Source organism: Shewanella decolorationis, from assembly GCF_004354305.1.
In the GTDB taxonomy this organism is placed as follows: domain Bacteria; phylum Pseudomonadota; class Gammaproteobacteria; order Enterobacterales; family Shewanellaceae; genus Shewanella; species Shewanella decolorationis.
This window is the reverse complement of the sequence record NZ_CP037898.1, coordinates 1,052,443-1,076,907: the sequence shown is the minus strand read 5'-3', so window position 1 is coordinate 1,076,907 and position 24,465 is coordinate 1,052,443. Positions and strand designations below refer to the sequence as shown.

General features: G+C 48.2%; 20 protein-coding genes. 15 read left to right on the top strand and 5 right to left on the bottom strand.

What is annotated here, in order from left to right:
- Positions 1-4 precede the first annotated feature (4 nt).
- The 7 genes from EYR25_RS04740 to EYR25_RS04710 all read left to right on the top strand — a co-directional run bounded on the left by EYR25_RS04740 (position 5) and on the right by EYR25_RS04710 (position 5,490).
- Positions 5-1,411, top strand: coding sequence for an FAD-dependent oxidoreductase (locus tag EYR25_RS04740; protein WP_023266773.1), 1,407 nt, complete (start codon positions 5-7; stop codon positions 1,409-1,411).
- A 246-nt stretch (positions 1,412-1,657) separates the two neighbouring features.
- On the top strand, positions 1,658-2,368 hold the full coding sequence (locus tag EYR25_RS04735; protein WP_023266772.1) for a 5'-methylthioadenosine/adenosylhomocysteine nucleosidase: 711 nt from the start codon (positions 1,658-1,660) through the stop codon (positions 2,366-2,368).
- 31 nt (positions 2,369-2,399) lie between these two features.
- On the top strand, positions 2,400-3,389 hold the full coding sequence (locus EYR25_RS04730) for a cobalamin biosynthesis protein CobD/CbiB (RefSeq protein WP_133178690.1): 990 nt from the start codon (positions 2,400-2,402) through the stop codon (positions 3,387-3,389).
- A 56-nt stretch (positions 3,390-3,445) separates the two neighbouring features.
- Positions 3,446-3,823: a DUF2721 domain-containing protein gene (locus EYR25_RS04725; RefSeq protein ID WP_011623626.1), complete on the top strand. Its 378-nt coding sequence runs from the start codon at positions 3,446-3,448 to the stop codon at positions 3,821-3,823.
- Positions 3,820-4,446, top strand: coding sequence for a trimeric intracellular cation channel family protein (locus tag EYR25_RS04720; RefSeq protein WP_023266770.1), 627 nt, complete (start codon positions 3,820-3,822; stop codon positions 4,444-4,446). Before EYR25_RS04725 ends, EYR25_RS04720 begins: the two co-directional genes overlap by 4 nt.
- Position 4,447: 1 nt before the next feature.
- Positions 4,448-4,939 (top strand): nuclear transport factor 2 family protein, encoded by a 492-nt coding sequence (locus EYR25_RS04715; RefSeq protein ID WP_133178689.1) that lies wholly within the window; start codon positions 4,448-4,450, stop codon positions 4,937-4,939.
- A gap of 122 nt (positions 4,940-5,061) precedes the next feature.
- Positions 5,062-5,490, top strand: a complete 429-nt coding sequence (locus EYR25_RS04710) for a hypothetical protein (protein ID WP_133178688.1) — start codon at positions 5,062-5,064, stop codon at positions 5,488-5,490.
- Between the two features lie 118 nt (positions 5,491-5,608).
- Here the strand turns inward: EYR25_RS04710 and tyrS are convergent, their stop codons facing one another.
- Positions 5,609-6,805, bottom strand: a complete 1,197-nt coding sequence (tyrS, locus tag EYR25_RS04705; protein WP_133178687.1) for a tyrosine--tRNA ligase — start codon at positions 6,803-6,805, stop codon at positions 5,609-5,611.
- 126 nt (positions 6,806-6,931) lie between these two features.
- On the opposite strand from tyrS, the gene EYR25_RS04700 reads away from it, so the two are divergent.
- Both EYR25_RS04700 and EYR25_RS04695 read left to right on the top strand, forming a co-directional pair.
- Positions 6,932-8,332, top strand: a complete 1,401-nt coding sequence (locus tag EYR25_RS04700) for a peptidoglycan DD-metalloendopeptidase family protein (protein ID WP_133178686.1) — start codon at positions 6,932-6,934, stop codon at positions 8,330-8,332.
- 20 nt (positions 8,333-8,352) lie between these two features.
- Positions 8,353-9,462, top strand: coding sequence for an anhydro-N-acetylmuramic acid kinase (locus tag EYR25_RS04695; protein WP_133178685.1), 1,110 nt, complete (start codon positions 8,353-8,355; stop codon positions 9,460-9,462).
- A gap of 3 nt (positions 9,463-9,465) precedes the next feature.
- Here EYR25_RS04695 and EYR25_RS04690 read toward each other — a convergent pair whose 3' ends face one another.
- Positions 9,466-11,622, bottom strand: a complete 2,157-nt coding sequence (locus EYR25_RS04690; RefSeq protein ID WP_133178684.1) for a winged helix-turn-helix domain-containing protein — start codon at positions 11,620-11,622, stop codon at positions 9,466-9,468.
- A gap of 308 nt (positions 11,623-11,930) precedes the next feature.
- On the opposite strand from EYR25_RS04690, the gene EYR25_RS04685 reads away from it, so the two are divergent.
- Positions 11,931-14,336: a S9 family peptidase gene (locus EYR25_RS04685; RefSeq protein ID WP_133178683.1), complete on the top strand. Its 2,406-nt coding sequence runs from the start codon at positions 11,931-11,933 to the stop codon at positions 14,334-14,336.
- A gap of 422 nt (positions 14,337-14,758) precedes the next feature.
- On the opposite strand, the gene EYR25_RS04680 is transcribed toward EYR25_RS04685, so the two are convergent.
- A complete protein-coding gene (locus tag EYR25_RS04680) occupies positions 14,759-17,782 on the bottom strand; it encodes a TonB-dependent receptor domain-containing protein (RefSeq protein ID WP_133178682.1) in 3,024 nt (1,007 codons plus the stop codon).
- 681 nt (positions 17,783-18,463) lie between these two features.
- Here EYR25_RS04680 and aqpZ point away from each other — a divergent pair.
- From aqpZ to EYR25_RS04665, 3 genes are all read left to right on the top strand, one after another.
- Positions 18,464-19,159 (top strand): aquaporin Z, encoded by a 696-nt coding sequence (gene aqpZ / locus EYR25_RS04675; protein ID WP_133178681.1) that lies wholly within the window; start codon positions 18,464-18,466, stop codon positions 19,157-19,159.
- Positions 19,160-19,314: 155 nt separating this feature from the next.
- The gene (locus tag EYR25_RS04670; RefSeq protein WP_011717908.1) at positions 19,315-19,695 is read left to right on the top strand and encodes a DUF2750 domain-containing protein; all 381 of its coding nucleotides are present in this window, start codon (positions 19,315-19,317) and stop codon (positions 19,693-19,695) included.
- Between the two features lie 19 nt (positions 19,696-19,714).
- The gene (locus EYR25_RS04665; RefSeq protein WP_086903120.1) at positions 19,715-20,170 is read left to right on the top strand and encodes a hypothetical protein; all 456 of its coding nucleotides are present in this window, start codon (positions 19,715-19,717) and stop codon (positions 20,168-20,170) included.
- Between the two features lie 126 nt (positions 20,171-20,296).
- On the opposite strand, the gene erpA is transcribed toward EYR25_RS04665, so the two are convergent.
- Entirely contained in the window at positions 20,297-20,647 is a 351-nt protein-coding gene (gene erpA, locus EYR25_RS04660) for an iron-sulfur cluster insertion protein ErpA (RefSeq protein ID WP_011623639.1), read from the bottom strand.
- A complete protein-coding gene (locus EYR25_RS04655) occupies positions 20,640-21,446 on the bottom strand; it encodes a DUF6776 family protein (RefSeq protein WP_011717910.1) in 807 nt (268 codons plus the stop codon). The genes erpA and EYR25_RS04655 overlap by 8 nt, the downstream gene beginning before the upstream one ends.
- Before the next feature lie 74 nt (positions 21,447-21,520).
- On the opposite strand from EYR25_RS04655, the gene EYR25_RS04650 reads away from it, so the two are divergent.
- Together EYR25_RS04650 and EYR25_RS04645 are read left to right on the top strand one after the other, a co-directional pair.
- Complete coding sequence (locus tag EYR25_RS04650) at positions 21,521-23,245, top strand: chloride channel protein (RefSeq protein WP_133178680.1); 1,725 nt, start codon at positions 21,521-21,523, stop codon at positions 23,243-23,245.
- Between the two features lie 191 nt (positions 23,246-23,436).
- A complete protein-coding gene (locus EYR25_RS04645) occupies positions 23,437-24,456 on the top strand; it encodes an aspartate carbamoyltransferase (protein WP_133178679.1) in 1,020 nt (339 codons plus the stop codon).
- The last annotated feature ends 9 nt before the right edge of the window (positions 24,457-24,465 follow it).

The following is a 24,465-nucleotide window of genomic DNA, read 5'->3' as shown; positions in this document are numbered from 1 at the left end:
GCAGATGAGTAACGATTTTCAATTTATTGAAGTGGGTCGCAAAGACCCAACTAAACACCCTGCAGCAAAGCGTTCGACTCAGTTTATTGAGATTTATCAGCCCTTTGCTCAAGCTCAGGTGACTGAACAGGCGGACCGTTGCCTCGATTGCGGTAACCCTTATTGTGAGTGGAAATGTCCGCTGCACAACTATATTCCCAATTGGCTGAAACTGGCGCAGCAGGGGCGGATCATGGAAGCTGCGGATTTAGTCCATGAGACCAATACCCTGCCCGAGATCTGCGGCCGCGTCTGCCCACAGGACAGACTCTGTGAAGGCGCTTGTACCCTAAACGCCGACTTTGGCGCAGTGACTATCGGTAATGTGGAGAAATACATTACCGATACCGCCATCGCCCAAGGCTGGCGTCCGGATATGAGTAAAGTCACGCCGCGCAAGGAAAAGGTCGCGATTGTGGGCGCAGGCCCTGCTGGTTTAGGCTGTGCCGATATTCTTGCCCGTAATGGGGTTAAGGCTGTGGTGTTTGATAAGTATCCCCAGATTGGTGGCCTGCTGACCTACGGTATTCCCGCCTTTAAACTGGATAAAGCCGTGATGGCAACTCGCCGCACTGTGTTAGAAGGCATGGGAATCGAGTTCAAGCTGGGCGTAACTGTCGGTAAAGACGTCGCCTTTAACCAACTGCTTGAGGAATACGATGCCGTCTTCCTCGGCATGGGCACCTACACCGCCATGAAAGCGGGCCTTGAGGGCGAAGATGCCCAAGGCGTGTACCAAGCCCTGCCCTACTTGATTGGCAATACCCATCACCTGATGGGCAGCAGTAATCCTGACACCCCTTACCTCAATCTTGCCGGTAAGCGCGTTGTGGTCCTCGGTGGTGGTGATACCGCCATGGACTGTGTTCGCACCGCAGTTCGCCAAGGGGCCAGCAGTGTAATTTGCGCCTATCGCCGTGACGAAGCCAACATGCCGGGTTCACGCCGCGAGGTGCAAAACGCCCGTGAAGAGGGCGTGAACTTCCTGTTTAACCGTCAACCCGTGGCGATTAAAACCCAGGATGGCAAAGTAGTGGGCGTGGAATGCGTTGAAACCCAAATGGGTAAAGCCGATGCCAGCGGCCGTCAACGTGCCGAAGCGATTGAAGGCAGCGAGCAGTTACTCGACGCCGATGCGGTAATTATCGCCTTCGGTTTCCAACCTAGCCCTGCGCCTTGGTTTGCCGATTACGGCATTGAACTCGACCAATGGGGCCGAGTAAAAGCCAGCAAACAGGCCGATAACCCATTCCAGACCACCAATCCAAAGGTATTTGCTGGCGGCGATATGGTCCGAGGTTCGGATCTGGTTGTGACCGCAATTGCCGAAGGACGTGATGCGGCGCAAGGTATTCTTAACTACTTAGATTAATGGTTTTTTGTTGTACCGCTGTACCTGTGAGTCTCGGACTCGTACCCACGGGTCCACCGTTTGCTTGTGAATTTTGGCGCACCTTAGGGTGCGCATTTTTTTGCCCGCCCTGCGTTTTATCCTATCCCAATCAAGCAATCGCAATCCCACAATAACGCCAAAGCATAACTGTGGTATATTAGCCGCCATTCTGTTATCCCACGCTTTAGTGGCATCACACATTCAGTAGAATCAAAAGGGTCTCCCATGAAAATTGGTATTATTGGCGCAATGGAGCCAGAAGTTGCCCATCTTATTGCGGCTATGACAAACGCCTCTTCGCAAACGATTGCAGGCATTGAATTTATCGCTGGCACCTTAGCGGGCAAAGACGTAGTGGTAACACGCTCTGGTATTGGCAAAGTCGCCGCCAGTATTGCCACCACACTGCTGATTGAAAAATACGCCCCCGATGCGGTAATCAACACAGGTTCTGCGGGCGGTTTTGTCGATTCACTGTCAATTGGCGATATCGTGATTTCATCTGAAGTGCGCCACCATGATGTGGATGTCACTGCATTTGGTTACGAAATTGGCCAAATGGCGCAGCAACCCGCGGCGTTTATTCCTGCGCCATACTTAGTCGAAGCCGCCAATAAGGCGATCGCACAATTAGGTGAAGTGAAAGCGATTGAAGGCTTAATCTGTACTGGCGATAGCTTTATTTGCGATCCAGTTCGCACCAAGATCATGTTGGAACACTTCCCAACCATGGCGGCCTGCGAGATGGAAGGCGCGGCAATTGCCCAAGTGTGTCATCAGTTTGGCGTGCCATTCGTGGTGATCCGCTCGCTCTCTGATAACGCCAACAACGACTCACCAGTCGACTTCGATTCTTACATTGTGAAGGCAGGTTACCATTCGGCACTAATGGTGATGTTGCTGCTTGAGCAATTAGATCCAAACTCAGTAAAGTAATTGGTTAAAGCATGATTGCGGAAAGTACCTGATGCACAGTTCTTTTTATCAACAACTTGTCGAAATTGATGGCGCTTTGTTTGAGGGCTTCTTGGTACTTTTCTTTGCTTTATTGCTGGCGCGTTTAGCGCCATTGCCAAGGGAAATGCAGCCACTAATTTGGTTTAGTCACTTAGCCAAACAGCTCGCCGCTAAAGTCAACCGCCCTGGGCGCGCGCCTAGTCAACAGGCAACTGCGGGCTTTTTAGCCATGTTACTATTGGTGTTCCCTTTTTGGGCGATTATTACTTTTTTACTTGAACTTGCCGCCTTCCCTTGGTTCTTTGAATTTTTAGTCCTGTATCTGTGTTTAAGTGACGCAGGCTTTAGCCAAGTCGCCGATGAAATTGCTAAGGCATTGAAGCGCGAGGATAATGCCAGCGCAAAAAAGCTATTACAGCCGTGGGTTGTCCGTGACACGGATAATCTGTCGGAAGTCGGCTTAACCAAGGCTACGATAGAAAAGCTCGCTACCGCGCCGATTTATGGCACAGCCTCGACTATCTTCTTCTTTGCGATCGCAGGCGCCCCTATGGTGCTGGCAGTCAGAATGATTAAACAGCTCGAACTCAGTTGGCCGCCCATTCAACCTAAGTACCAACACTTTTGCAGTTCGGTGCACCTAATCTCCACAGCGCTGCTGGCGATCCCCGCCTGGTTATGGAGCCTATCAATTGCGATTCAGGGCGGCCCTAAAGCCTTGGTATTATTGTTTCGCACCTCTAAAAATCATCCAGCCCTGCGGGGTTATGTGATGAGCGTGTCCTTAGTGGCGAATATTTTACGGATTGAATTGGGTGGGCCGCAGAAGTTTTCGGGGCAACGCATTGATGTGGCAAAGATAGTCTATGGCCCACAGCCTCGCCATGAGATGATTGCTCCTGCGGTAAAACTCACCTCACGGGCCTGTGCTATCTGGTTTAGCTTTATAACCTTACTTCCGATCATTTGGGCGGGTTTACGCTGGCTACAAACCCTGTGATATGATGCCTTTAATCTTAACATTAGGTTAAAGGCTGACTTATCTTGTTCGAAAACATGCATGTTTCATTAACAACTCCCGCTTTGCTATTTCCGGCAATCTCACTGTTATTACTTGCCTATACCAACCGCTTCTTTGCGCTGGCGGCACTGATACGTCAGCTCAGTAACGGCGATAAACCCGTGCATAAGGATCAGATTAAAAACTTAAGCCAACGGATCCGAATTATTCGCCGCATGCAGGAGGCAGGCGTATCCAGCTTTGCCCTGTGCGTACTCTGTATGATTTTTATCTATATTGGTTTTAATAAAACAGGCTCGGTGATCTTCGGTGCCAGCTTGTTACTGCTACTCTATTCACTGATTTTATCTGTGATAGAAATTCGTATCTCCGTGGACGCGCTGAACATCCACATCAAAGAGATGAGTAAATGAGCCACTGGATTTACTTCTTCGATTTATGTGGTACGGCGGTATTTGCCCTTTCCGGCGCCTTAGCCGCTGGGCGTCACCGTATGGATCCCTTTGGCGTTATCGTGCTCGCGTCGGTAACAGCTGTGGGTGGTGGCAGTATTCGCGATGCGCTGATAGGCGCCACGCCGGTGTTTTGGATCCGCGACCCAAACTACATCATAGTGATACTCACCACAGTATTGGCTTGTTTGCTATTAGTACGCCGTCCCCGCAAGATGCCACAATATACGCTACCTGTCGCCGACGCCTTAGGTTTGGCCCTGTTCACTGTGATTGGTGCTGAAAAAGCCCTCAATATGGGACTCAGCGGCATGATTGCCGTCGTGATGGGCTTGATCACAGGCGTAGGAGGAGGCATTATTCGAGACTTACTGTGCAGACAAATCCCTATGGTGTTACGCACAGAAATCTATGCCACGGCTTCAATTATTGGTGGCATAGGTTATACCGTAAGCTTAGCCTTCGGTATGGGCGAAAAAACGGCACTATTTTTAGCTATGACTAGCGCTTTAATTATTCGTCTATGCGCCATCAAATGGCATTTGTCGTTACCCGCCTTTGATCTCAAAACCAAGAGGGAATAGTTTGCGAATATTGTGTCTTTTAGTCTGTCTTATTTGGGTTCCGGCCTTGTTTCCTGCGTCAGTACACGCTAACTCAGGGGAAATGCCTGCAGAACAGCAGTTAGCCGTAAAATACATGAACGCGCTAACAGAGCACGACTATCAGACACTCAGCAAATTCTATAACCGTGATACCGTCTTCTTCGATAAAACCGCCAATCGTAAATACACCGGGGGGCGGTTTATTATCGACTTCTTTGAGCGCGCTCACGAAGGTGTGCTCGAATATGATTTCAATATCGAGCATATGTATAACGCTGGCTCCCTCGTGGTGATGATTGGTAACTATCACTTTAAGGGACCCGGCGAGCAGTTTGGTAAACCCGGAAAAATTATTGATGTCGCCATTCCTGGAGTCACCAGCCTTAAGCTCGATATGCGTAATCACAGGGTCACAGAGCATGTGGATCTGATTGATTACCAGACTATGTCAGACCAATTAGCGATGCAGTAGTCACAAAATTTAGCTTTTATTGAAACTTGAGCCCTCAAAACGAGTCGAAACCTGCAATGAGTCAATACGACTGAGGTGCGGCATCCTTTGCCCACGGGTCGTTTCGTTTCAATGAGGTTTGTATGAAGTTGTTTGGACCGATTGCCCTACTCGCCCTGAATGGCCTAATGCTCGCGCCCTACGCACAGGCGCAGCAGCCGATTATTGTATCCTACGCGGTGCAACCCGTAAGCCATTTCAACCAGCAACTGCGGGCCGCCCAGGAACAACATCAAGCCTGGAGCGAAGACCCCACCGCCATCAGCAACCAATATGCGGGGAAAAAGTTTACCCTTGTCCGCACTCAGCCCACCAAGGATGGGGTATTTACCTATCAAGTGAGCGAACTATCACAGCAACATCCACAAATGCTGTTAATTCTGTCGCTTAAGAAAAGTGCCCAACGCTGGCAAGTGGATTCCGCTCAGTTGGCGTGGAAGTGTCGCGATAGCCAACATTTCGGTACCGACAGATGCAATATCGGCAAGCATGAGGCCAGCACAGCACCTTAAACGATTGCCTAGATAAAATGCAGATATAAGAAGAGCGCCCTTAGGCGCTCTTTTACTTGCTTGGTAAGTGCTTATTAACCCTTATAAGCACTCACAAGCGGCACTAACATAGTTCGAATTAAACCAGAGTCACTTTCGCGAACTTACGCTTACCGACTTGGAATACGGCAACCGTGCCAGCGCTTAAGGTCATGCGGCTATCGTCAACCTTCTCACCGTCCATCTTCACCGCGCCTTGCTTAATCATACGCATCGCATCGGAAGTCGAACCCACTAAGTCAGCATCTTTAAGTAAGTTAGCAATCGCTAAGCCTTCACCCGCCGCTAATTCAACCTCAGGGATATCATCTGGGATAGCGCCTTTTTGGAAACGGTCGATAAAGGCTTGATGAGCACTCTCTGCTGCCGCTTGATCGTGGAAGCGCGCGATGATTTCCTTCGCGAGGGCAATCTTGGTATCACGAGGGTTAGCACCGTTGGCGATATCTTGTTTGAACTGTTCAATCTCGGCCAAAGGACGGAATGACAGCAACTCAAAGTAGCGCCACATTAATTCGTCAGAAATCGACATGATCTTGCCAAACATTTCATTGGCGGGCTCACTCACACCAATGTAGTTGTGCGCCGATTTAGACATTTTCTTCACGCCGTCTAAACCTTCAAGCAGGGGCATCATAATCACGGCTTGTGGCTTTTGGCCTTCGGCTTTTTGTAACTCACGGCCCATCAGCAGGTTGAACTTCTGGTCGGTTCCCCCTAATTCAACGTCAGCCTTCAGGGCTACAGAGTCATAGCCCTGTAAAAGTGGATACATAAATTCGTGGATAGCAATCGACTGACCCGAAGCATAACGCTTCTTAAAGTCGTCACGTTCCATCATACGAGCAACAGTTTGCTGCGAGGCTAAACGAATCATCCCCGCCGCGCCTAATGTCTCTAACCAGCTCGAATTGAACTCGATACGGGTTTTTGCAGGATCCAAAATTTTATAGACCTGCTCTTTGTAGGTCTCAGCGTTGGCTAATACTTGCTCACGGGTGAGTGGTGGACGCGTGCTGTTTTTACCACTTGGATCACCCACCATACCGGTAAAGTCACCAATTAAGAAAATGACTTCATGACCTAACTCTTGGAATAATCTTAATTTATTTAAAATTACTGTGTGTCCAAGATGGATATCCGGTGCGGTAGGATCAGCGCCTAACTTGATACGAAGTGGACGTCCTTCTTTGAGTTTTTCCAGCAGATCCGATTCGAGTAGGATCTCATCGGTACCACGTCTAATTTCTGCTAATACTTGGTCTAAATCAGCCATCTCGGCGGGGACTCCTAAGGCCATGATCATAAAATGAGGAGACTTATGTTACTTGTTAGCCACCACAATTGAAAGTGTGTAAACTAATGGATTATTCAGGCCTTAGGTAATCGGTATCGGCGTCACATGGGAAAGGTTATAACGTTATTTAAATTGTTGCCTAAAAAGCATCAAATTCTCCTCAGCATTCTTTCTGTTATCACTACGATAACCTTGCTTTTTCCCTCTGAAGAAGCCCAAGCTTCAAGACAAACTCAAGGTGTTGCAAACCAAGCCCAAGTTAATACCCGTTACGATGTTCCTTTAGCCTTTCGCTCCCCAGAGCGTCCTGAAGGGGTTGAGGGCCAATCGCAAGATTCATCCACCAACACCACGCCATTATCTTCGGCCGATGCCTTAGCCGCAGGCAATGTGCCCGCCAGCGAAACCTTAGAGAGCGCCCATCACCAAGATGTTGAACATTTTAATGTGAAAAATGGTGATACCTTAGCCGCAGTTTTTGAGCGCGCGGGACTCACCAGCAAAGATGTGTACGAAATTACCCAGCTGCCACTCGCCAAACAGAATCTGTTAAAAATCATCCCCGGCGAAGAAATTGTGATATCGAAAGATGCCAAGGGTGATTTAACCGAAGTACGCTACCGTGTCGATGCGGTATCGACCTTAGTGATCACTAAGGATCAGGATAAGTATTCCGAGAAAATCTCCGAAAAAGACATTGAAATCCGCACTCAATTCACCAGCGCGAAAATCAAGAGTAACTTCTGGAATGCCGCTGTTGATGCGGGTTTAAACGCGAACCAAATTATGCAGCTATCGACCGTGTTTGGCTGGGATATCGACTTTGCCTTGGATTTACGTGAGGGCGACAGCTTCGCCATTATCTACGAGCAGGAATATGCCGAAGGCGAGTTTTTACGTAACGGCAATATCCTCGCCGCAGAGTTTATCAACCAAGATGAGCGCTATACCGCGATTCGCTATACCGACGGCAACTATTACTCCGAAAACGGCACCAGCATGCGTAAGGCCTTCCTGCGCTCACCGGTTGACTTTAAATATGTCAGCTCAAACTTCAACCCCAAACGCTTACACCCTGTGACGGGGCAAGTTAAGGCTCACCGCGGCGTTGACTATGTTGCCGCCATTGGTACCCCCATTAAGGCGGCGGGTAATGGCCGAGTTATCGAATCCGGCTACAATCAATTTAATGGTAACTATGTGTTCATTAAGCACAACGATACCTACACGACTAAATATTTGCATTTGACCAAACGCAACGTCAGTAAAGGGGCCAGCGTTAAGCAGGGGCAAATTATCGGCACCTTAGGTAAGACAGGACGCGTCACAGGCGCTCACCTACACTATGAATTTATCGTCAATGGCGTACACCGTAATCCAAGAACGGTTGATTTACCTAAGGCCGAATCGATTGCCCGTAAAGAAAAGCCACAATTCGATGCGCTTAGCAAACAGTTGATGGCCAGCATTTCACAGAACAAGCAAACCCAATTGGCGATGCAATAACGACGGACGGATCCCCTCACATGAACAAGGCTTATTATATTGGACTGATGTCTGGCACCAGCATGGACGGCGTCGATGCGGTGTTAGTTGACTTTGCGGGCGAGCAGCCACAGCTTATCGCAACGCATACCGAGGCGATCCCCAGCCATTTGCTTAAGGGATTGCAACGCTTGTGCCTGCCCGGCAATGATGAAATCAACCGCCTTGGCCGTCTCGATCGTAGTGTCGGTAAATTATTTGCTCTTGCGGTCAACAACTTGCTCGCCAAAGCCCAGATAGCCAAAGAAGAGATCATTGCCATTGGTAGCCATGGCCAGACCGTGCGCCACATGCCAAACCTTGAGGTGGGTTTTACCCTGCAAATTGGCGACCCCAATACCATAGCAACCGAGACTGGCATCGATGTGATTGCCGATTTTCGACGTAAAGACATTGCCTTAGGCGGCCAAGGCGCGCCCTTAGTACCCGCCTTCCACCAGCAAACCTTTGCCCAAGTGGGTAAAAAGCGCGTGATCCTCAATATCGGCGGCATTGCCAATATCACCTATCTGACTGGGAATCGTGAAGAGGTCTTAGGATTCGATACTGGGCCTGGCAATACGCTGATTGATGCTTGGATCCAGCAAGTGAAAAATGAGCCCTATGACAAAGGCGGTGAATGGGCCGCTTCGGGCAAAACCGATCAACAGCTGCTGGCGCAATTGCTGTCGCATCCTTATTTCTCCCTCGCCTATCCTAAAAGCACGGGGCGCGAGTTATTTAATCAGGCTTGGTTAGAACAGCAATTATCTCCATTTAATCAATTAGATGAAGAAGACATCCAATCAACGTTACTCGATTTAACCTGCCACAGCATCGCCCGCGACATTCTTGGACTCGCCCAAGCTGGGGAATTATTTGTCTGCGGTGGCGGCGCCTTTAATACCGAGTTGATGCAGCGTTTAGCGGCGCTACTACCGGATTATCACATCGATACCACCTCTGCACTAGGCGTCGACCCTAAATGGGCCGAAGGCATCGCCTTTGCATGGCTCGCAATGCGCCACCATTTAGGTTTGCCCGCCAACCTGCCAGCAGTCACAGGCGCCTCCCGCGAAGCTGTATTAGGCGGACGCTTTAGCGCCAAGTAAAACTCAAAACGACTTAAGTAGTTTGTGTTTAAGTAAGATGATATCCCGCTGCGGAAAGCCATCGAGCGTCATCACTAAGCGGTTTGACTCCGGAATATAGGTCATAGAGCCAAACCCGCTTAGGCTCGAGCGTGGCACCCTGAGGAGTGGCGTGACTTGCTGGCTGCTCGCCTCCCAGTAATTCAATCGCTGCTCATTACCATTACTGGATTTGAAATACACCCCGTCCGCCGTAAGCACCCAGTTATTGCCCGCGCGGAATACTTTGCTGGAGATTAATTCTTCAACTTGCTCAGGCTGAGTCAGATCAAGCTGCCATAGTCCATTTCCCCCATAGCGACTAAACACCAATTCAGTTGCCGACTTGGCAAAACCCACCGCCATACTCAGAGGGCTTATCACCTTGGGCGCACTGTTATCTAAATAAAACTCGGTGATACCGTCGCTGGTCGATGCCAATACGGCTGTACCCTGCCAATTCCAGCAGGGGCGACCATGGTTGTGGTAACTCGAGGCTAAGGCGGTAATGTTCTTATTGGTTAAATCTAAAATAAAAATGCGATTGCCTTCATTACGATCATCGGGGGCGATAAAAGCAATTTTAGAACCGTCGGGTGACCAACGCGGATAAGCAACACGCGACTTAAGCTGAGTGTGTTGCTCAAGTTTTTGCCCCTTGATATCCGAGGTCCAAATCTCGTTATAGCCAGTATCGCTAGAGACGAACACGATTCGCCCCGCCTCAGGGGAATAATCGGGATTACGGTGACTCACGCCCGAATATAACAGTGGAAACAAACTGCCCGGCACTTTATCCCCGAGGGAAAAATACGCCATTTGGAACTGCCGGCGATACTGGTGATAAACCAACTCGCCCTCATCGGATACGCTACTGGGATAACTCATACCCTCCACATCAAGCGGCCGAATCTGAGTAGTTTCAATATCGATAGTAAAACCATTGCGACTACCAGAGTCTTCCGTAGCAAACACTAACGCCTGGCTGTTGGGCGTCCAACTTAAGCCGCGAATATCTTCTAGTCCTTGGGTTAAGCGTGTTTCATTGGCATTGGCTAAGTCGCGAATAAAAATATCCTCAGAGATATTACTAAAGCGCCTCGCTATCGCAAGCCATTTACCATCGGGGCTAAAGGCTAAATCTCTATCTTCATAATTACACTGGCTTTCGCAGGATAATCTTTCAGACTTAGCGTCTGCTTTTGCCAAAGGTAAGCGGTAAATACCACCCACTTTATCCGTCTCATGAGAGGAGATATAAGCAAGATATTGACCATCGGGGGAAATATCTATCGCCGCCATATCAGTGCTACAGGGGGCTAGGGCTAGCATCTCATTGGTTGCTAAAGTCAATTGGGTAATGGTGCACTTTCCCGTCGCATGGCTGCGGGAGGCAAAAAACAACTTGGTATCATCTAAGCTCCACACAGCACGCAACTCAGATGAGGAGGAAGGGGTTAACTGACGGGCGGGCACATCTTCACGTTTAAAATCTTTAAGATACAGACTAGATGTCACCCCAGGACGACTCGCCCCATACACAAGCCAACGCCTATCGTGGGATAACCTTGGATAACGCTCCGAACCCGGATCTCGAGTCAGCACCGTCATTTGGGTATCCGTCATCCGCCGTTTATCTTGATATAAATGCATACCTATAAATAAACAACCGACAACAGCCACAGCACCCAGCACCATCGCCGTTAAGCGCAAACGCTGATTGGCATGTTGCAATTTAGTCTCAGTGGTCTGCAGTAAATCTTCTTCGGTATCGTCGAGTTGATCGTAGATAGGCGGTAACAACAGACGATAGCCAGCCTTACGCACTGTCTCAATCACACCTCCCTCAACATCTAGAGGCGATAATTGCTGCCGTAAATGCCAAATCGCGTTGGTGAGCGCCTTAGTGCCAACATAGGCATTGCCTTCCCACACTTGAGTTATCAACTCATCGCGGGTAACCACATTAGGATAACGCAGGGCGAGATAGCTAAGTACTTCAATAAACTTAGGTTGAAGCGACACTTTAGCCGATTCATTTGAGGATGATTCATCCCCCTGCGTTTGAAATAAAATTGAGTTATCGGAAGGGTCAATATGGCAACTCCCCAAGCTGAAACCCAACTTACTCTTATCCTTCATTTTTCTCACACCTTCGCTATTCGTCTTTTTATGGTTACGGGAATGAGTACATCATCAGGCTAGATACTACCTAAGACTGAGCCTAGTTAGCAAACGAATGAGTTCAACTAACTATTTAAAATTCAAAAGATTAGTAAGTAACAAATCTAAAATAGAGATTTAAACAATATAGAAACGAGCCAAGATAGATTGCGATACGGCAACAGATTACTTACAACTGATTGACCAATAACAACATAAGAGTCAAAGCCTTACTCCTGCGGTCAACTCATCTCAGCAGGGGTAGTTTCTTTGCAAGGAACCCAAGTATGCTTCGCTTAACCTTAATTGGCATCTGGACTATGCTATGCCTGATTTTTATCCCCAACACCTTCGCGCAGGACTACCAGAAACCTTCCCCCGCACTGCAACAAACCATTGCGCATAACGCGGATCTCACGACTCGACTCTCAAATGATCATCAGTGGCTGGCGTTACTCAGCCCCATTGCAGCACCGAGTATTGCCACGCTAGCCCAGCCTGAGCAGAAGTTGGCAGGATTACGCATCGCCGCCGAGCAATATTTACCGAGCCGTATCACCCAACGCTACCACCAACTCAGGCTGATTAATATTCAGGATAATCGACAGCGGCTGATAAGCTTGCCAGGTGGCCACGATATCACCGAAGTGCAATTTTCCCCCGACAGTCGCTATTTGTCCTATGTCAGCCTAACGCCAGTGGGCGGTTACTTATATGTATACAACATCGCTCAAGACCGCCACAAGCGCCTGTCAGACAACCGATTAAATGGCACGATTAGCCTTGATTATCAATGGGCTAATAATAGTAGTCTGCTTGCTCGCTTTGTCATTGCCCCCAATACCAACGCAAGCATAGCTCCTACCGTTTACGCACCGAAAACCAAGGAAACCTCCGGCAAACAAAGCCCGCAACGCACCTATCAAGACTTGTTGAAAACCAGCGCTGACAAACAACGCTTTAGCCAACTGACGACCAGTCAACTGGCACTTGTGGATTTAGATGGCAAGCTGACAAATATCGCCGCGCCGGGTATCTTTGAGGATTTTTCGCTGTCGCCAGATGGTCAATATATCTTAACCCATCAGCTCACCACGCCGTTTTCAACCCAAGTAAAGTATTATGATTTTCCAACTTTAATAGAGGTTTATAATCTCAAGGGGCAAAGGATTGCTCAGTTACATCACAGCCAAAGTGGTGAATCCAAACCTCAAGGAAAAGACTCTGTTTTACCCGGCCCTCGCATGTTCCATTGGGTTCAAGGGCAAGGCGCAACCTTAGCCTTTACCGAGGCTTTAGATCAGGGCGATAGCCAGCAAGAGGCGCCGCTGCGGGATAGCCTATGGCAACTTGATGCGCCCTTTACCCAAAAGGCCAAACTCATCGCCAAAACCCCTTGGCGGATCATCGATATCGACTGGGCGGAAAATAACATCGCCTTAGTGAGCCAGCGCAATAGCAAAGCACAGTTACTGCGACTGAGTCGCCTAGACACCCAGCTTGGGGAAACTTCGTTGTATACCTTGAACGAGCGTAATCTGCGCGATAAATATCAAGAGCTTGGAACATTCCCCAGAGAATATACCCAAGGCAAAGGGCAAGTGATCCGCGTGCAGGCACAAACCGCAGGGGTTATGCACTACGGCCAGGGGGCATCGCCTCAAGGCGATAAGCCATTCTTAAAACACACCTCACTCGCTACAGGAGAATCCTCACTGTTATGGCAATCTGCAGCCAACCAATTAGAGTCGGTGCGCTACGTGCTCAATATTGAGCCCTTACAACTGATTATCAACCGTGAAAGCCCGACTGAAGCACCGAGTCTTGTCTTAATCGATGGCGCCAAAGAACGAGTGCTCTACCAACAGGCCGATGAACTGAGTGCGTATCGGGGGATGCAGAAGCAGCTGATCACCTACAAAAGAGCCGATGGCGTGCCCCTGTCAGGCACTCTCTACTTACCCGCTAATTACACCAAGGAGCAAGGCACCTTACCCGTGTTGATGTGGGCTTATCCGCGGGAATTTAACGATCCCGATGTCGCGGGCCAAATCAGCTTTAGCGCCAATCAATATCCCAGCATCAGCCCAAGGGGCCCAATTCCTTTAGTCGCCGAAGGCTTTGCGGTATTTGATAAAGTCTCTATGCCCATCATCGCTCAAGGGGATAAAGCGCCCAATGACAGCTTTCGCGAACAACTCGTCGCCAACGCGCAGGCGGCTGTCGATACCTTGGTCGATTTAGGCATTGCCGATCGCAAACAAATCGCCGTAGGCGGACACTCCTACGGGGCCTTTATGGTGGCAAACTTGCTCGCCCATACGGACTTATTCTATGCAGGCATTGCCCGTAGCGGTGCCTATAATCGCAGTCTAACGCCTTTTGGCTTTCAAAATGAGGAGCGTTACTACTGGCAAGCCAATGATATTTATCAGCAAATGTCACCATTTAATTATGCTGATAACATCAAATCGCCCTTGCTATTAGTTCATGGCGAGATGGATCAAAACTCAGGCACTTTCCCGCTACAATCGGAGCGTTTGTTCGATGCCATTCAAGGCCTTGGCGGTAAAGCAAGATTAGTTATCTTGCCCTTTGAAGGACACGGTTATGCGGCTAAGGAATCCCTAGAACACTTGCTCTGGGAACAAAGCCAGTTCTTAAAGGCAAATCTGCCGACCACGAACCTGTAAAAATCAGCGCTTAGCATTCCACAAGAACACATCATCAGATGATTGGCGGCATAATAAGTCGCCAATCGCTTAACAAGTTACTGCTATCACTGAGCCCTATACACTCTGTTCAATTTAAGAAAGTATCCCCCTCTAACTTATTACGCCGAAGCTTTGCCTTTTTACTATTCCCCGTTAGCTACTCACTTCAAGTCAGCACTTATTCAAGCTCTGGCTGAAAGAGTTAACGTTAAGCGCTTCTCTAGAGAGGAAGTATCAAAGGTCTGTATCAGACTATCCAATAAAGGCTTGATGATTGTGCCTAACCTATTGCGACAAACCTATTGATGTGAATATCTTGCGGATAATGGCAATAAAAAACCGCATGCAGAGAACCACATGCGGTTGAGCAAACTTAAGTGATTAGTATCAGTTCAATGATATTAGAACTTAAGCTCTGCACCTAAGTAGGCATAGCGCCCTACACCACCGCCATAGGCACTGCTGTAGTTACCGTTACCGGTTTCGACTAAATCACCAGTATCGGCCACCCAAGGACCCTGATTGTCGAAAATATTACGCACACCGCCGTATAAACGTAATTCAGCCTGACTCACGTCCATAGTGTAAGACACCGACAAATCATGAGTGATATACGAGCCATAGAACAAGAACTCTGGCGTTTCTGGGTTCGCCACTGCACTGGCATCACCCGCATCAAGTTTGGCTTGGTTTTCGGCTTTCAACACATTCCATTCTTCAACTCGGTCATGACTATCAACCATGGCGCTCTTATACCTCGCGCTCCAACGCACACGCCAATCATCGTTACTCCAGCTTAATGAAATTGCACCTCGGTCTTCAAAAATTCCACTGGCAAGTTCACCCACATAATCCTCCTCCACTAAGCCATCAGCGCCGTAGTAACTTGAGCTGTATTCCAACACATGGGTCCAGTTAGTTTTTAAGCTGAGTTCACCGTATCCGTCTAATTGCCACTCGTAGGCCATGGCGAAATCGATACCACGAGTGACTATGTCATTTAAGTTCAATTCCTGCTGAATAACCTGGGTGATTTGGCCCTCAGTATCACGAGTGATATCCTGACAGTACTCATTATCAGCTCCATAAGGGTTACTCGAGTTATAACATTCGGCCAGAATATCCTCGTTACTTAATGAACCAATCGCATCGGCAACTTTGATATCGTAGTAATCAACCGCCAGATTGAAACCTTCAAGGAAGGCTGGCGCCATGGTAAAGCCTAAGGTATAGGTATCTGCGGTTTCTTCGGTCAGGTTTTCATTACCCGCGTTAGGAGAATACTTTGAACCACTTACCGCTTTGAAAATGCCAGTGCTAGCAATGGCCGCTGCAATCCCAGGATCGAGACGGCAACTATCATGCCCAGCGCCTGTTGAGGTTGCCGTTACACCATTACAAATATCGCGAATACTGTCGTAATCACCACGGGGGGGAGAAATAAGCTCTGTGATATTTGGCGCACGTTGTGAGCGAGAGTAGTTTGCACGCAGTGCATAGTTGGCGATAGGCTCCCAAAGTAGACCTGCGCGATAACTCGACATTAAGTCGATGTTTTTCTGGCTGTAATCCGCAAGACGTAATGACACATCAAGGTCAAGTTTATTGGCAAAACTCGCATCTCTTAATAACGGAAGACTCGCCTCACCAAAGGCTTCCCAGACAGTGACATCACCTTCGAAGGGAGGAACATCGTTAAAAGTAATCGCATCACCACGCATCGCCTTATCGGTATCCACAGCTTGGGTATCTCGGCGATACTCCATCCCAAATGCCGATTGCACACCACCCGCAGGTAATTCAAATAATTCTCCTGAGATAAATCCTAGGGCATTAAATTGCGTGATATCTGTGTTGATATAGGGATTTGCGCGAATATAGTCCGCTCCTTCCTTGCTGATGGAGCCTTCACCAAAGATATTGACGGGCACACAGCCCTCGGCTCTGGCGGCTTCGCTGGCACATTGAATCGTGACACCATCGGCGGCATATACGGCATTCAAGGCATTTCTTAAACGACGAATGCTGATCTCATTGCTGCGACGTTGACGCTGTTCAAACTTACCGTAACCCAGTGAGGCATCCCAAGTCCAAGTTTCAAACAAATCCCCCTGTAATCCCGCCCAAGTACGTAACGTGGTACGCTCGTTGTCACTTTCAACTGGCCCCACTTCTTCGAAGCGACGGTCCCAAGTAATGCTCTTGCCTGCTGTTGCAGCAATTTCAGCGGGTATATAAGGGTTATTGGCTAAAATACTGCCCGCATCAATCATCCCAGGTAATCCAGTGATGGGATCGATATACAGCTCAGCGTCGTTATAGTCTTGGCCTTCAGCATCGGTACGACGAAACGCAGTATTACGGCTAAATTGAACTTGTGCATTCGCACGAACACTTTCACTAAGGTCATAATTTATTTTGACCGCAGCGGCTAAGGTATCCTCGGGAACCTTTAATAAGCCTGTGGTATAACCGTTATAACCATCGCGCTCTTCTTTAAAGTCAGTTTTAAGCTCAGAGCCATCGTACCACCAAGAGTTCGATTTAAAACGGCCACCGACAATATCGTTGCTGCGCTCACGCCAATCTTCTGGAGTAATATCCCGCATACACTGATAACCATCGGCGGTATTCATGGTATTACACATTTGCTTTTCGTCGTAGGCAAAACTTGACTCATACAGGGCTCTTTCCCTGTCGGTTGCAAATAACCCATGCTGCTTATCGTAAGTCGCACTGGCAAAGATATAACCTTTATCGCTATTAAAATCAGTGCCATAACCTACATCGACTGTGGTTTCTCGGCCACCACCTTCGGTGGTTTCGCCGCCACGGGCGTTAATCTCAAACCCAGTCTTATTCTGCTGAGTGATAATATTGACCACACCTGCAATAGCATCCGAACCATACACAGCCGACGCCCCGCCGGTAATGATTTCGACCTTATCGACCATAGCGGCAGGAATCGTGCTTAAGCTGACATAGTTACCACTATAACTATTAGAAACAACACGACGACCATCGATAAGGGTTAAGGTACGATCCGTGCCTAAGTTACGTAGGTCAATGGTTGATAGGCCGGTATTTTGCACACTCGATTGGCTATTGGTGCTGCTAACCCCTTCGGCCAAGGCAGGAATTTGATCAACTAAAATATCCGCCAATGAACCAATACCGCTATCAGCGATATCCTTGGCATCTAAGCCCTGTAATGGAGTACTAAGGGAAAAGCTGTCGCGCTTAATCCGCGAGCCCGTGACAGTGACTTTTTCAATGCTGTCTTGCTTATCCGCTACCTCGACTTCAACCCGATTAGCGCTCTCATTCACCGCATTCACTTCAATTGGATCGGCAGCCCAAGCTACCGAAGGAGCAATACCAAACATCGAAGCTTGGATTGCCAAGGTCAATAATTTCTTCTTCATCCTTCCCACCTTCACTTTTACAGCGCAAGCCATTCTTGTTGTTATTTAAAGCTGTTACTTCGTCTCGCTAACAGTGTTTTTCTAATCCATCAAGTTCTTTGAATATGAGGTAGCAACACCACAAAAACACAATTAACATTTCAGCAACCAAGACCTTGTACTTTGCCAAGTGAAGAGCGGCAATCATCTGTCCCTCGTTTCTTTCCCCGTTTTATATCTATTAAATATCTATTCATTTATTTTCAATATATTAAAGATAAACAAAGAGAATAAATCGACTATTGAATATGCGAAAAAATCTTCGTTGGGTGGTAAGAGAACCACTGTACTTTTACCGAACAGTGACAAGATAAGGCATAACAAAACAACAGAGACTATGCCTAAAAATGCTTTAAATAGCGCCAATGACACTCGCTCAAAAATGCACAATATAAAAACCCATCTATGCTTGATCACAGTTGTGTCATCTAAACTCGCTAAAGTGATTGTTAACTAAGCAGTAAATACACAACTGACTCACTGTGAAGGCCAACTCGTGCCTGCACATTCTGGGCGCACAAACATATCAATTAAGGGAGTGGTTATTTATCTAGCTCAACTTAACTAGCAAGATAAACAAGGGTTTATGCAAAAAGCGTGAAGCGTTTGTCCGCATAAATCGTCTGAATAGGAAATCAATCAATGAATATGTCACAAAAAATGGCGGCAGAATTTTTGGGCACTCTGTGGCTCGTTCTCGGCGGCTGCGGCAGCGCTGTGCTCGCGGCGGCCTTTCCGGAAGTCGGAATAGGCTTACTCGGGGTAGCGTTAGCCTTTGGTTTAACGGTTCTGACCATGGCGTTTGCCATTGGTCATATTTCAGGTTGCCACTTAAACCCCGCCGTATCCTTTGGACTCTGGGCTGGCGGACGTTTTCCAGCCTCGGAACTGCTGCCTTATATCATTGCCCAAGTGGCGGGCGGTATTGTCGGCGCGGGAATATTGTACGCAATCGCCTCAGGGCAAGAAGGCTTTAGTCTCGCGGCGGGCTTTGCTTCTAACGGCTTTGGCGAACATTCCCCCGGTGGTTACAGCATGATGTCGGTGTTGATCTGTGAAATCGTGATGACCTTGTTCTTCTTATTGGTGATTTTAGGGGCGACCGATGAGCGCGCACCTAAAGGCTTTGCGCCGATTGCAATTGGTCTATGTTTAACCCTTATTCACTTGATCAGTATTCCCGTATCAAACACCTCAGTGAATCCTGCCCGCAGTACTGGCCCTGCGCTCTTTGTCGGCGATTGGGCCGTATCACAACTGTGGATTTTCTGGGTTGCTCCTATCGTAGGCGCTATTCTCGCTGGTGTGATTTACCGTTATTTCAACGCAGCTGAGTAATTCCCCGCTAGCAACAGCGCCTTCGCGGCGCTGTTGTGCTTTTTCAAACCCCGCTCTAATGTTACTATCTTGCCAACTGGTGAGTTTTGCTGTGCTGACGCTATACATGAGTGGCACAACAGGCTTCGCCCTATTCACGCATAAGAGATATTTTCATGAGCAAGACTGTTAAAACCTTTGCAGAAGCCGCTGGCATGACTCCAGAAGGTCGTTACGATTACCTCGTTGAACAAGTTAAACAACACAAAGTGTTATGGACACTACAGGACCAAGATGGTTGCGTCATGCTGACCACAGAAGATGAAGATTGCATCCCAATGTGGCCAACCGAAGAAGCGGCCGAATCTTGGGCCGTCGATGACTGGAGTGACTGCCAAACCTTAGCGATTCCCTATGATGAATGGCATGAAAGATGGGTGCCTGGCATGGAAGAAGACGATCTATTTGTGGCCGTATTCCCAGTACAAGATGACCTAGGTGTGGTCATTCCACCCTATGAATTAGATCAACGTTTAGTCACTAAACAAAGCCACTAATCCATAAGGGCAAACCACAATGTCGCTGAACGAGCAAGAATCCTCTTTGGCAACACAGGCTACGCCGCCCTTGGCAAAAGCCCGTTTACCTAAACGCTTAATTGCCTTACTGCTACTCTATGTCGCAGCATCGGTTAGCGGCTTAATTGCTAAACAAGGAGTACTTTTCTGCCTGTTAACCCTATTGATGGTGCTCGGGATTATCGGTCGCCAAAAGGCAGGGTTGATTATGTTAAGGGGTTACACCTTAGTGCAATTGGCGCTAGTCAGCATGTTACCTGTGATCCTTTATGATCCTGATAACCTAGTCGCAGGGCCAACCACAGTGCACCTTGGCGAGTGGCAAGAAAAGCTACCCGATTACGTGATTTTTATCGTGTTAATTGTCTTATCTTTATTGCAGGTGTGGGTGGCATTCGATAAGAAAGTGAAGGCTTGGTTTAAACCTAAGCTTAATCTGAATATTATGAATTAACTCCAAAGCAACGCGCTTACGCCTTGCTTTGCCAATACTTGCAACGCTTGCAAGACCAACAAAAAAGCCGTCATCTCGACGGCTTTTTTATCTTCTATATCAGTTCACTACATTCGTAGAACAAACTTACACAGAGAAACTTGCGCCACAACCACAAGTTGTTGTCGCATTTGGGTTCTTCACAAAGAAACGCGAACCTTCGAGGCCAGAAGTATAATCCACTTCACCGCCAACGAGGTATTGTAAGCTCATGGGATCGACGACCAATTGGACGCCTTGCTTCTCAACGGTGAAGTCGCCTTCGTTGACCTTTTCATCAAAGGTAAAGCCGTACTGAAATCCAGAACAACCACCACCCGTCACGTACACACGTAGCTTAAGTGCAGGATTTTGCTCTTCTTCCAACAAGCCTTTTACCTTAGCGGCTGCCGCATCGGTAAATTTGATAGGCATTGCTGCGTCAGCTTGATCAGTCATTACTACCTCTTACATCAGTTTTCTGGGGCAAATTATCCGTTACCTGACTATTTTGTTCAAGTATTACCCGCGGTTCTTTTTCACCCTGTAAAAGCTCAGGGACACTATAGACATGTTCTGTCTGCGAATTTTTGGTCCAACGGCTCGAAGGCACCACCACTTTGACTTTGACCTGCACCACATTAAACCCTGCAGGCACAGTAACTTTGGTATCTATGACCTGAAAATAGCGAAAATCAAATTCGAGCTTAGAACCCGTGAGTTTGTTCACACTTAGCTCAACGGATTTTCCGTCTTGCACACCGATAAGGGTGATTTCGGTACGACCTTGAATCGCCTGCTTACGCTTTTGCAGCTGAGTCAAAATCAGTTTGAAATTATACTCGTCTGCCAAGGCACCCGGTGTCATCTCCAAACCGTGGATAGCCACCCCTTCGGCATTGTCATCCGGCGACATAATACTGCGATAAAAGGCTAATTCGTGCTCTAGCTCTTTTTGCTTCTTCATCTGCTGTGCAAACATATCTTGCATTTGCGCATTGGCTTCGCGCTCGACAGATAATTCTAAATTGCGTGTTGCAAGTTCCTGGGTTTGCGCCTCAAGTTCGGCGGTAACACGTTGCAGCTTACCGCCGCCAATATGCTTTACGACGGGCTCGTCACTGTTGAGCACAATAAAGCTCACCCAAGCCCCTAATAGAAATGCCACTAAGACTAACGACAATAAATACTTGGTCGATGGACGATACTTTAAATCCATGACTTGCAGCCGATCTAGCCAACGATGATAATTTGGCATTAGGTAACAGCCCCTTATATAAAATACAATCAACTCAAGAACGAGTTCGATACAATACAACTCAGGCCAATGCAGTGCAATTAACGATAAATAAAGCCGCGATTCAAGACGCCATCAGCACAGCTAAAAAGTACTTAACTAACGAGCTGCGCGATCATTTATCCCAAGCCAAGATCAGTGCGCAGTTGTGCTTACTGGCCTTGCTATTCGCCATCTTCGCCTCCTGCGTGATCCTATTGTTTCGACTCTTGCTCCTGTGGGCGAACCATTACACCCAAATCGAGACGCTGGATTTTACGGGTAACATCGCCGACTGGCGAGCCCTGTTGCCACTTTTTGGTGCCTTGTTGATCTGGATTGTCGCCAAACTCGGCTCCAAACGTTACAAGCGTATGGGGATTGCCTATGTATTACATAGAGTTAAATTGCACTATGGCAAAATTCCGCTGCAATCTGCCACAGGGCAATTTTTTCAAGCCCTGTTTGCCTTAGGCACCAATTTCTCGGTAGGACGCGAAGGGCCAGCCATTCACCTTGGCGCCGTAAGTGCCAGCGTTTTGGCCGAAAAATTTAATCTTCCCGATAATAGTGTGCGGATAATGTGCGCGAGCGGCATTGCCGCTGGGATTGCCGCCACCTTTAACGCACCGCTCGCGGCAGTGATATTTGTACTCGAAGTGATAGTGCGCGAGTACAAGGTGCATTACTTCTTCCCGATTATGCTGTCCGCGATTTGTGGCGCAGTTTCCAGCCAGTTGGTTTTTGGTAATGTGCACGAGTTTGACCGTATTCAAGTAATCCATATTCCATTGGATCACTATCCCATTTTAGCCTTGGGCGGCATTGCACTGGGCTGCGCCGCCGCCTTCTTCAACTACGCGCTCCTTAAAGTCACCGCAACAGGGCAAAACTGGCCACTGATTTATCGGCTATTACTGGCGGGCAGTATCACTACACTGATTGGCTTAATCTTGCCCCAAGCCCTCGGCACTGGGGATTTGGCCATCAGTGAAGCCATTAGCGAGCACCCTAGTTTATTACTACTCATCGCCCTGCTTGCGGCCAAGATTATCGCCACCATAGCGGCAATCGGACTTGGGATCCCGGGCGGCTTGATTGGTCCGCTCTACGGCATTGGCGCCTTGATCGGTGCCATCTTAGCTTTAGTTAGCGCCATTCTATTCCCTTCGATTGCGCCTTATGTTGGCCTCTATACGGTTATCGGCATGACAGCGATGATGGGGGTTTGCCTCAGTGCGCCGCTCGCCGCCCTAGTGGCGCTACTTGAGATGACCAACGATGCCAGTATCATTCTGCCGGCAATGTTTGTGACCATTCCCGCCTTCTTGATTGCCTATCAAGGGTTTAAAACCAACTCTATTTTCTTCAAGCAGTTAGAGATTATGGGCTTAGGCTATAAAGTCGCCCCGGTAAATCTAGCGCTACAGAAAAAAGGCGTGCGCGCCCTGATGGATAAGCGCTTTGTTATCGTCAACAACAACGACGAGCTGCTGCTCGAAGTGTTAAAACGCGCCGAAGGTCGCCCAGTGTTAGTGCGTAACGCCGATGGGGTGATTGAAATGCTCAGCCTCGAGATGCAATCCTACGATGACAACATCACCCTCTCGCGCCATCCGATGCAGGGCTTGAGTGACACTAAAACCCTCGATGAGGTGTATAACTTGTTGTCGCCCAAGCGCAGCGGTGAGGTATTTATCTACCAAGACACCCCAGACAATGTGGTGGGAGTAGTCAGTTGGTCGAACCTACAACAGGAAATTCGCTCCGGCCAAGTCTAAGCCCTGCAAAGATGGGCTTAGATTCACAAAATCCTGTATTAGCTGCTTAAAAAATCCATGGGAGGGCACGGCGACTATTTCGCTGCCCCTGTGCATCTGTTACAATCGCGCCTCAGCCACCCTACATATACATCAGGGCACAAAGCGCGACATTGCACTTTAACGCCCCCTAGCAATTGGAAAACAGGCTGATGAACCAGTTCGAAGGATCTCATATCCTCTCCGTAAACCAGTTAGATCTTGATTCAATCCAAACTATTTTTAATGTTGCCAATCGTATGATGCCCTATGCACTTCGTGAGAAGCGCACTAAGGTGCTCGAAGGCGCCATTTTAGGTAACCTGTTTTTCGAGCCTAGTACCCGTACCCGCGTAAGTTTTGGCTGTGCCTTTAACTTACTCGGCGGCCATGTGCGTGAAACCACAGGCATGGCCTCTTCGTCCTTATCTAAGGGCGAGTCACTGTACGATACCGCGCGTGTACTCTCAACCTATTCCGATGTGATTGCGATGCGCCACCCCGACTCTTATTCGGTGAAAGAGTTTGCTGAAGGTAGCCGCGTGCCGGTAATCAACGGTGGTGATGGTTCAAACGAGCATCCGACTCAAGCCCTGCTCGATTTATTCACCATTCAAAAAGAGTTAGGCCATGCTGGCCGCGGTATCGATGGCATGCATATCGCTATGGTCGGCGACTTAAAATTTGGTCGTACTGTTCATTCTCTGTCGCGCCTGCTGTGCATGTATAAGAACATCAGCTTCACACTGATTTCGCCAACTGAATTAGCAATGCCTGACTATGTGATCTCCGACATTGAAAATGCTGGCCATAGCATCAAAATAACAGACCAGCTTGAAGGCCACTTAGATAAAGCCGACATTCTTTATCTGACACGCATTCAAGAAGAGCGCTTCCCATCCCAGGAAGAAGCGAACAAATACCGCGGTAAATTCCGTTTGAATCGCAGTATTTACACCCAACATTGCAAATCTAACACTGTGATCATGCACCCGCTGCCACGGGATTCGCGTGCGCAAGCTAATGAGTTAGATAATGATTTGAACAGCCATCCTAATCTCGCCATCTTCAGACAGGCGGACAATGGACTGCTAATTCGTATGGCACTGTTTGCATTGACACTCGGGGTTGACTCGCAACTCGAAAAATATGAGTGTCCCGTTAATTGGTATTCACGTAAAGCCGATCGCTAATCGGCTACT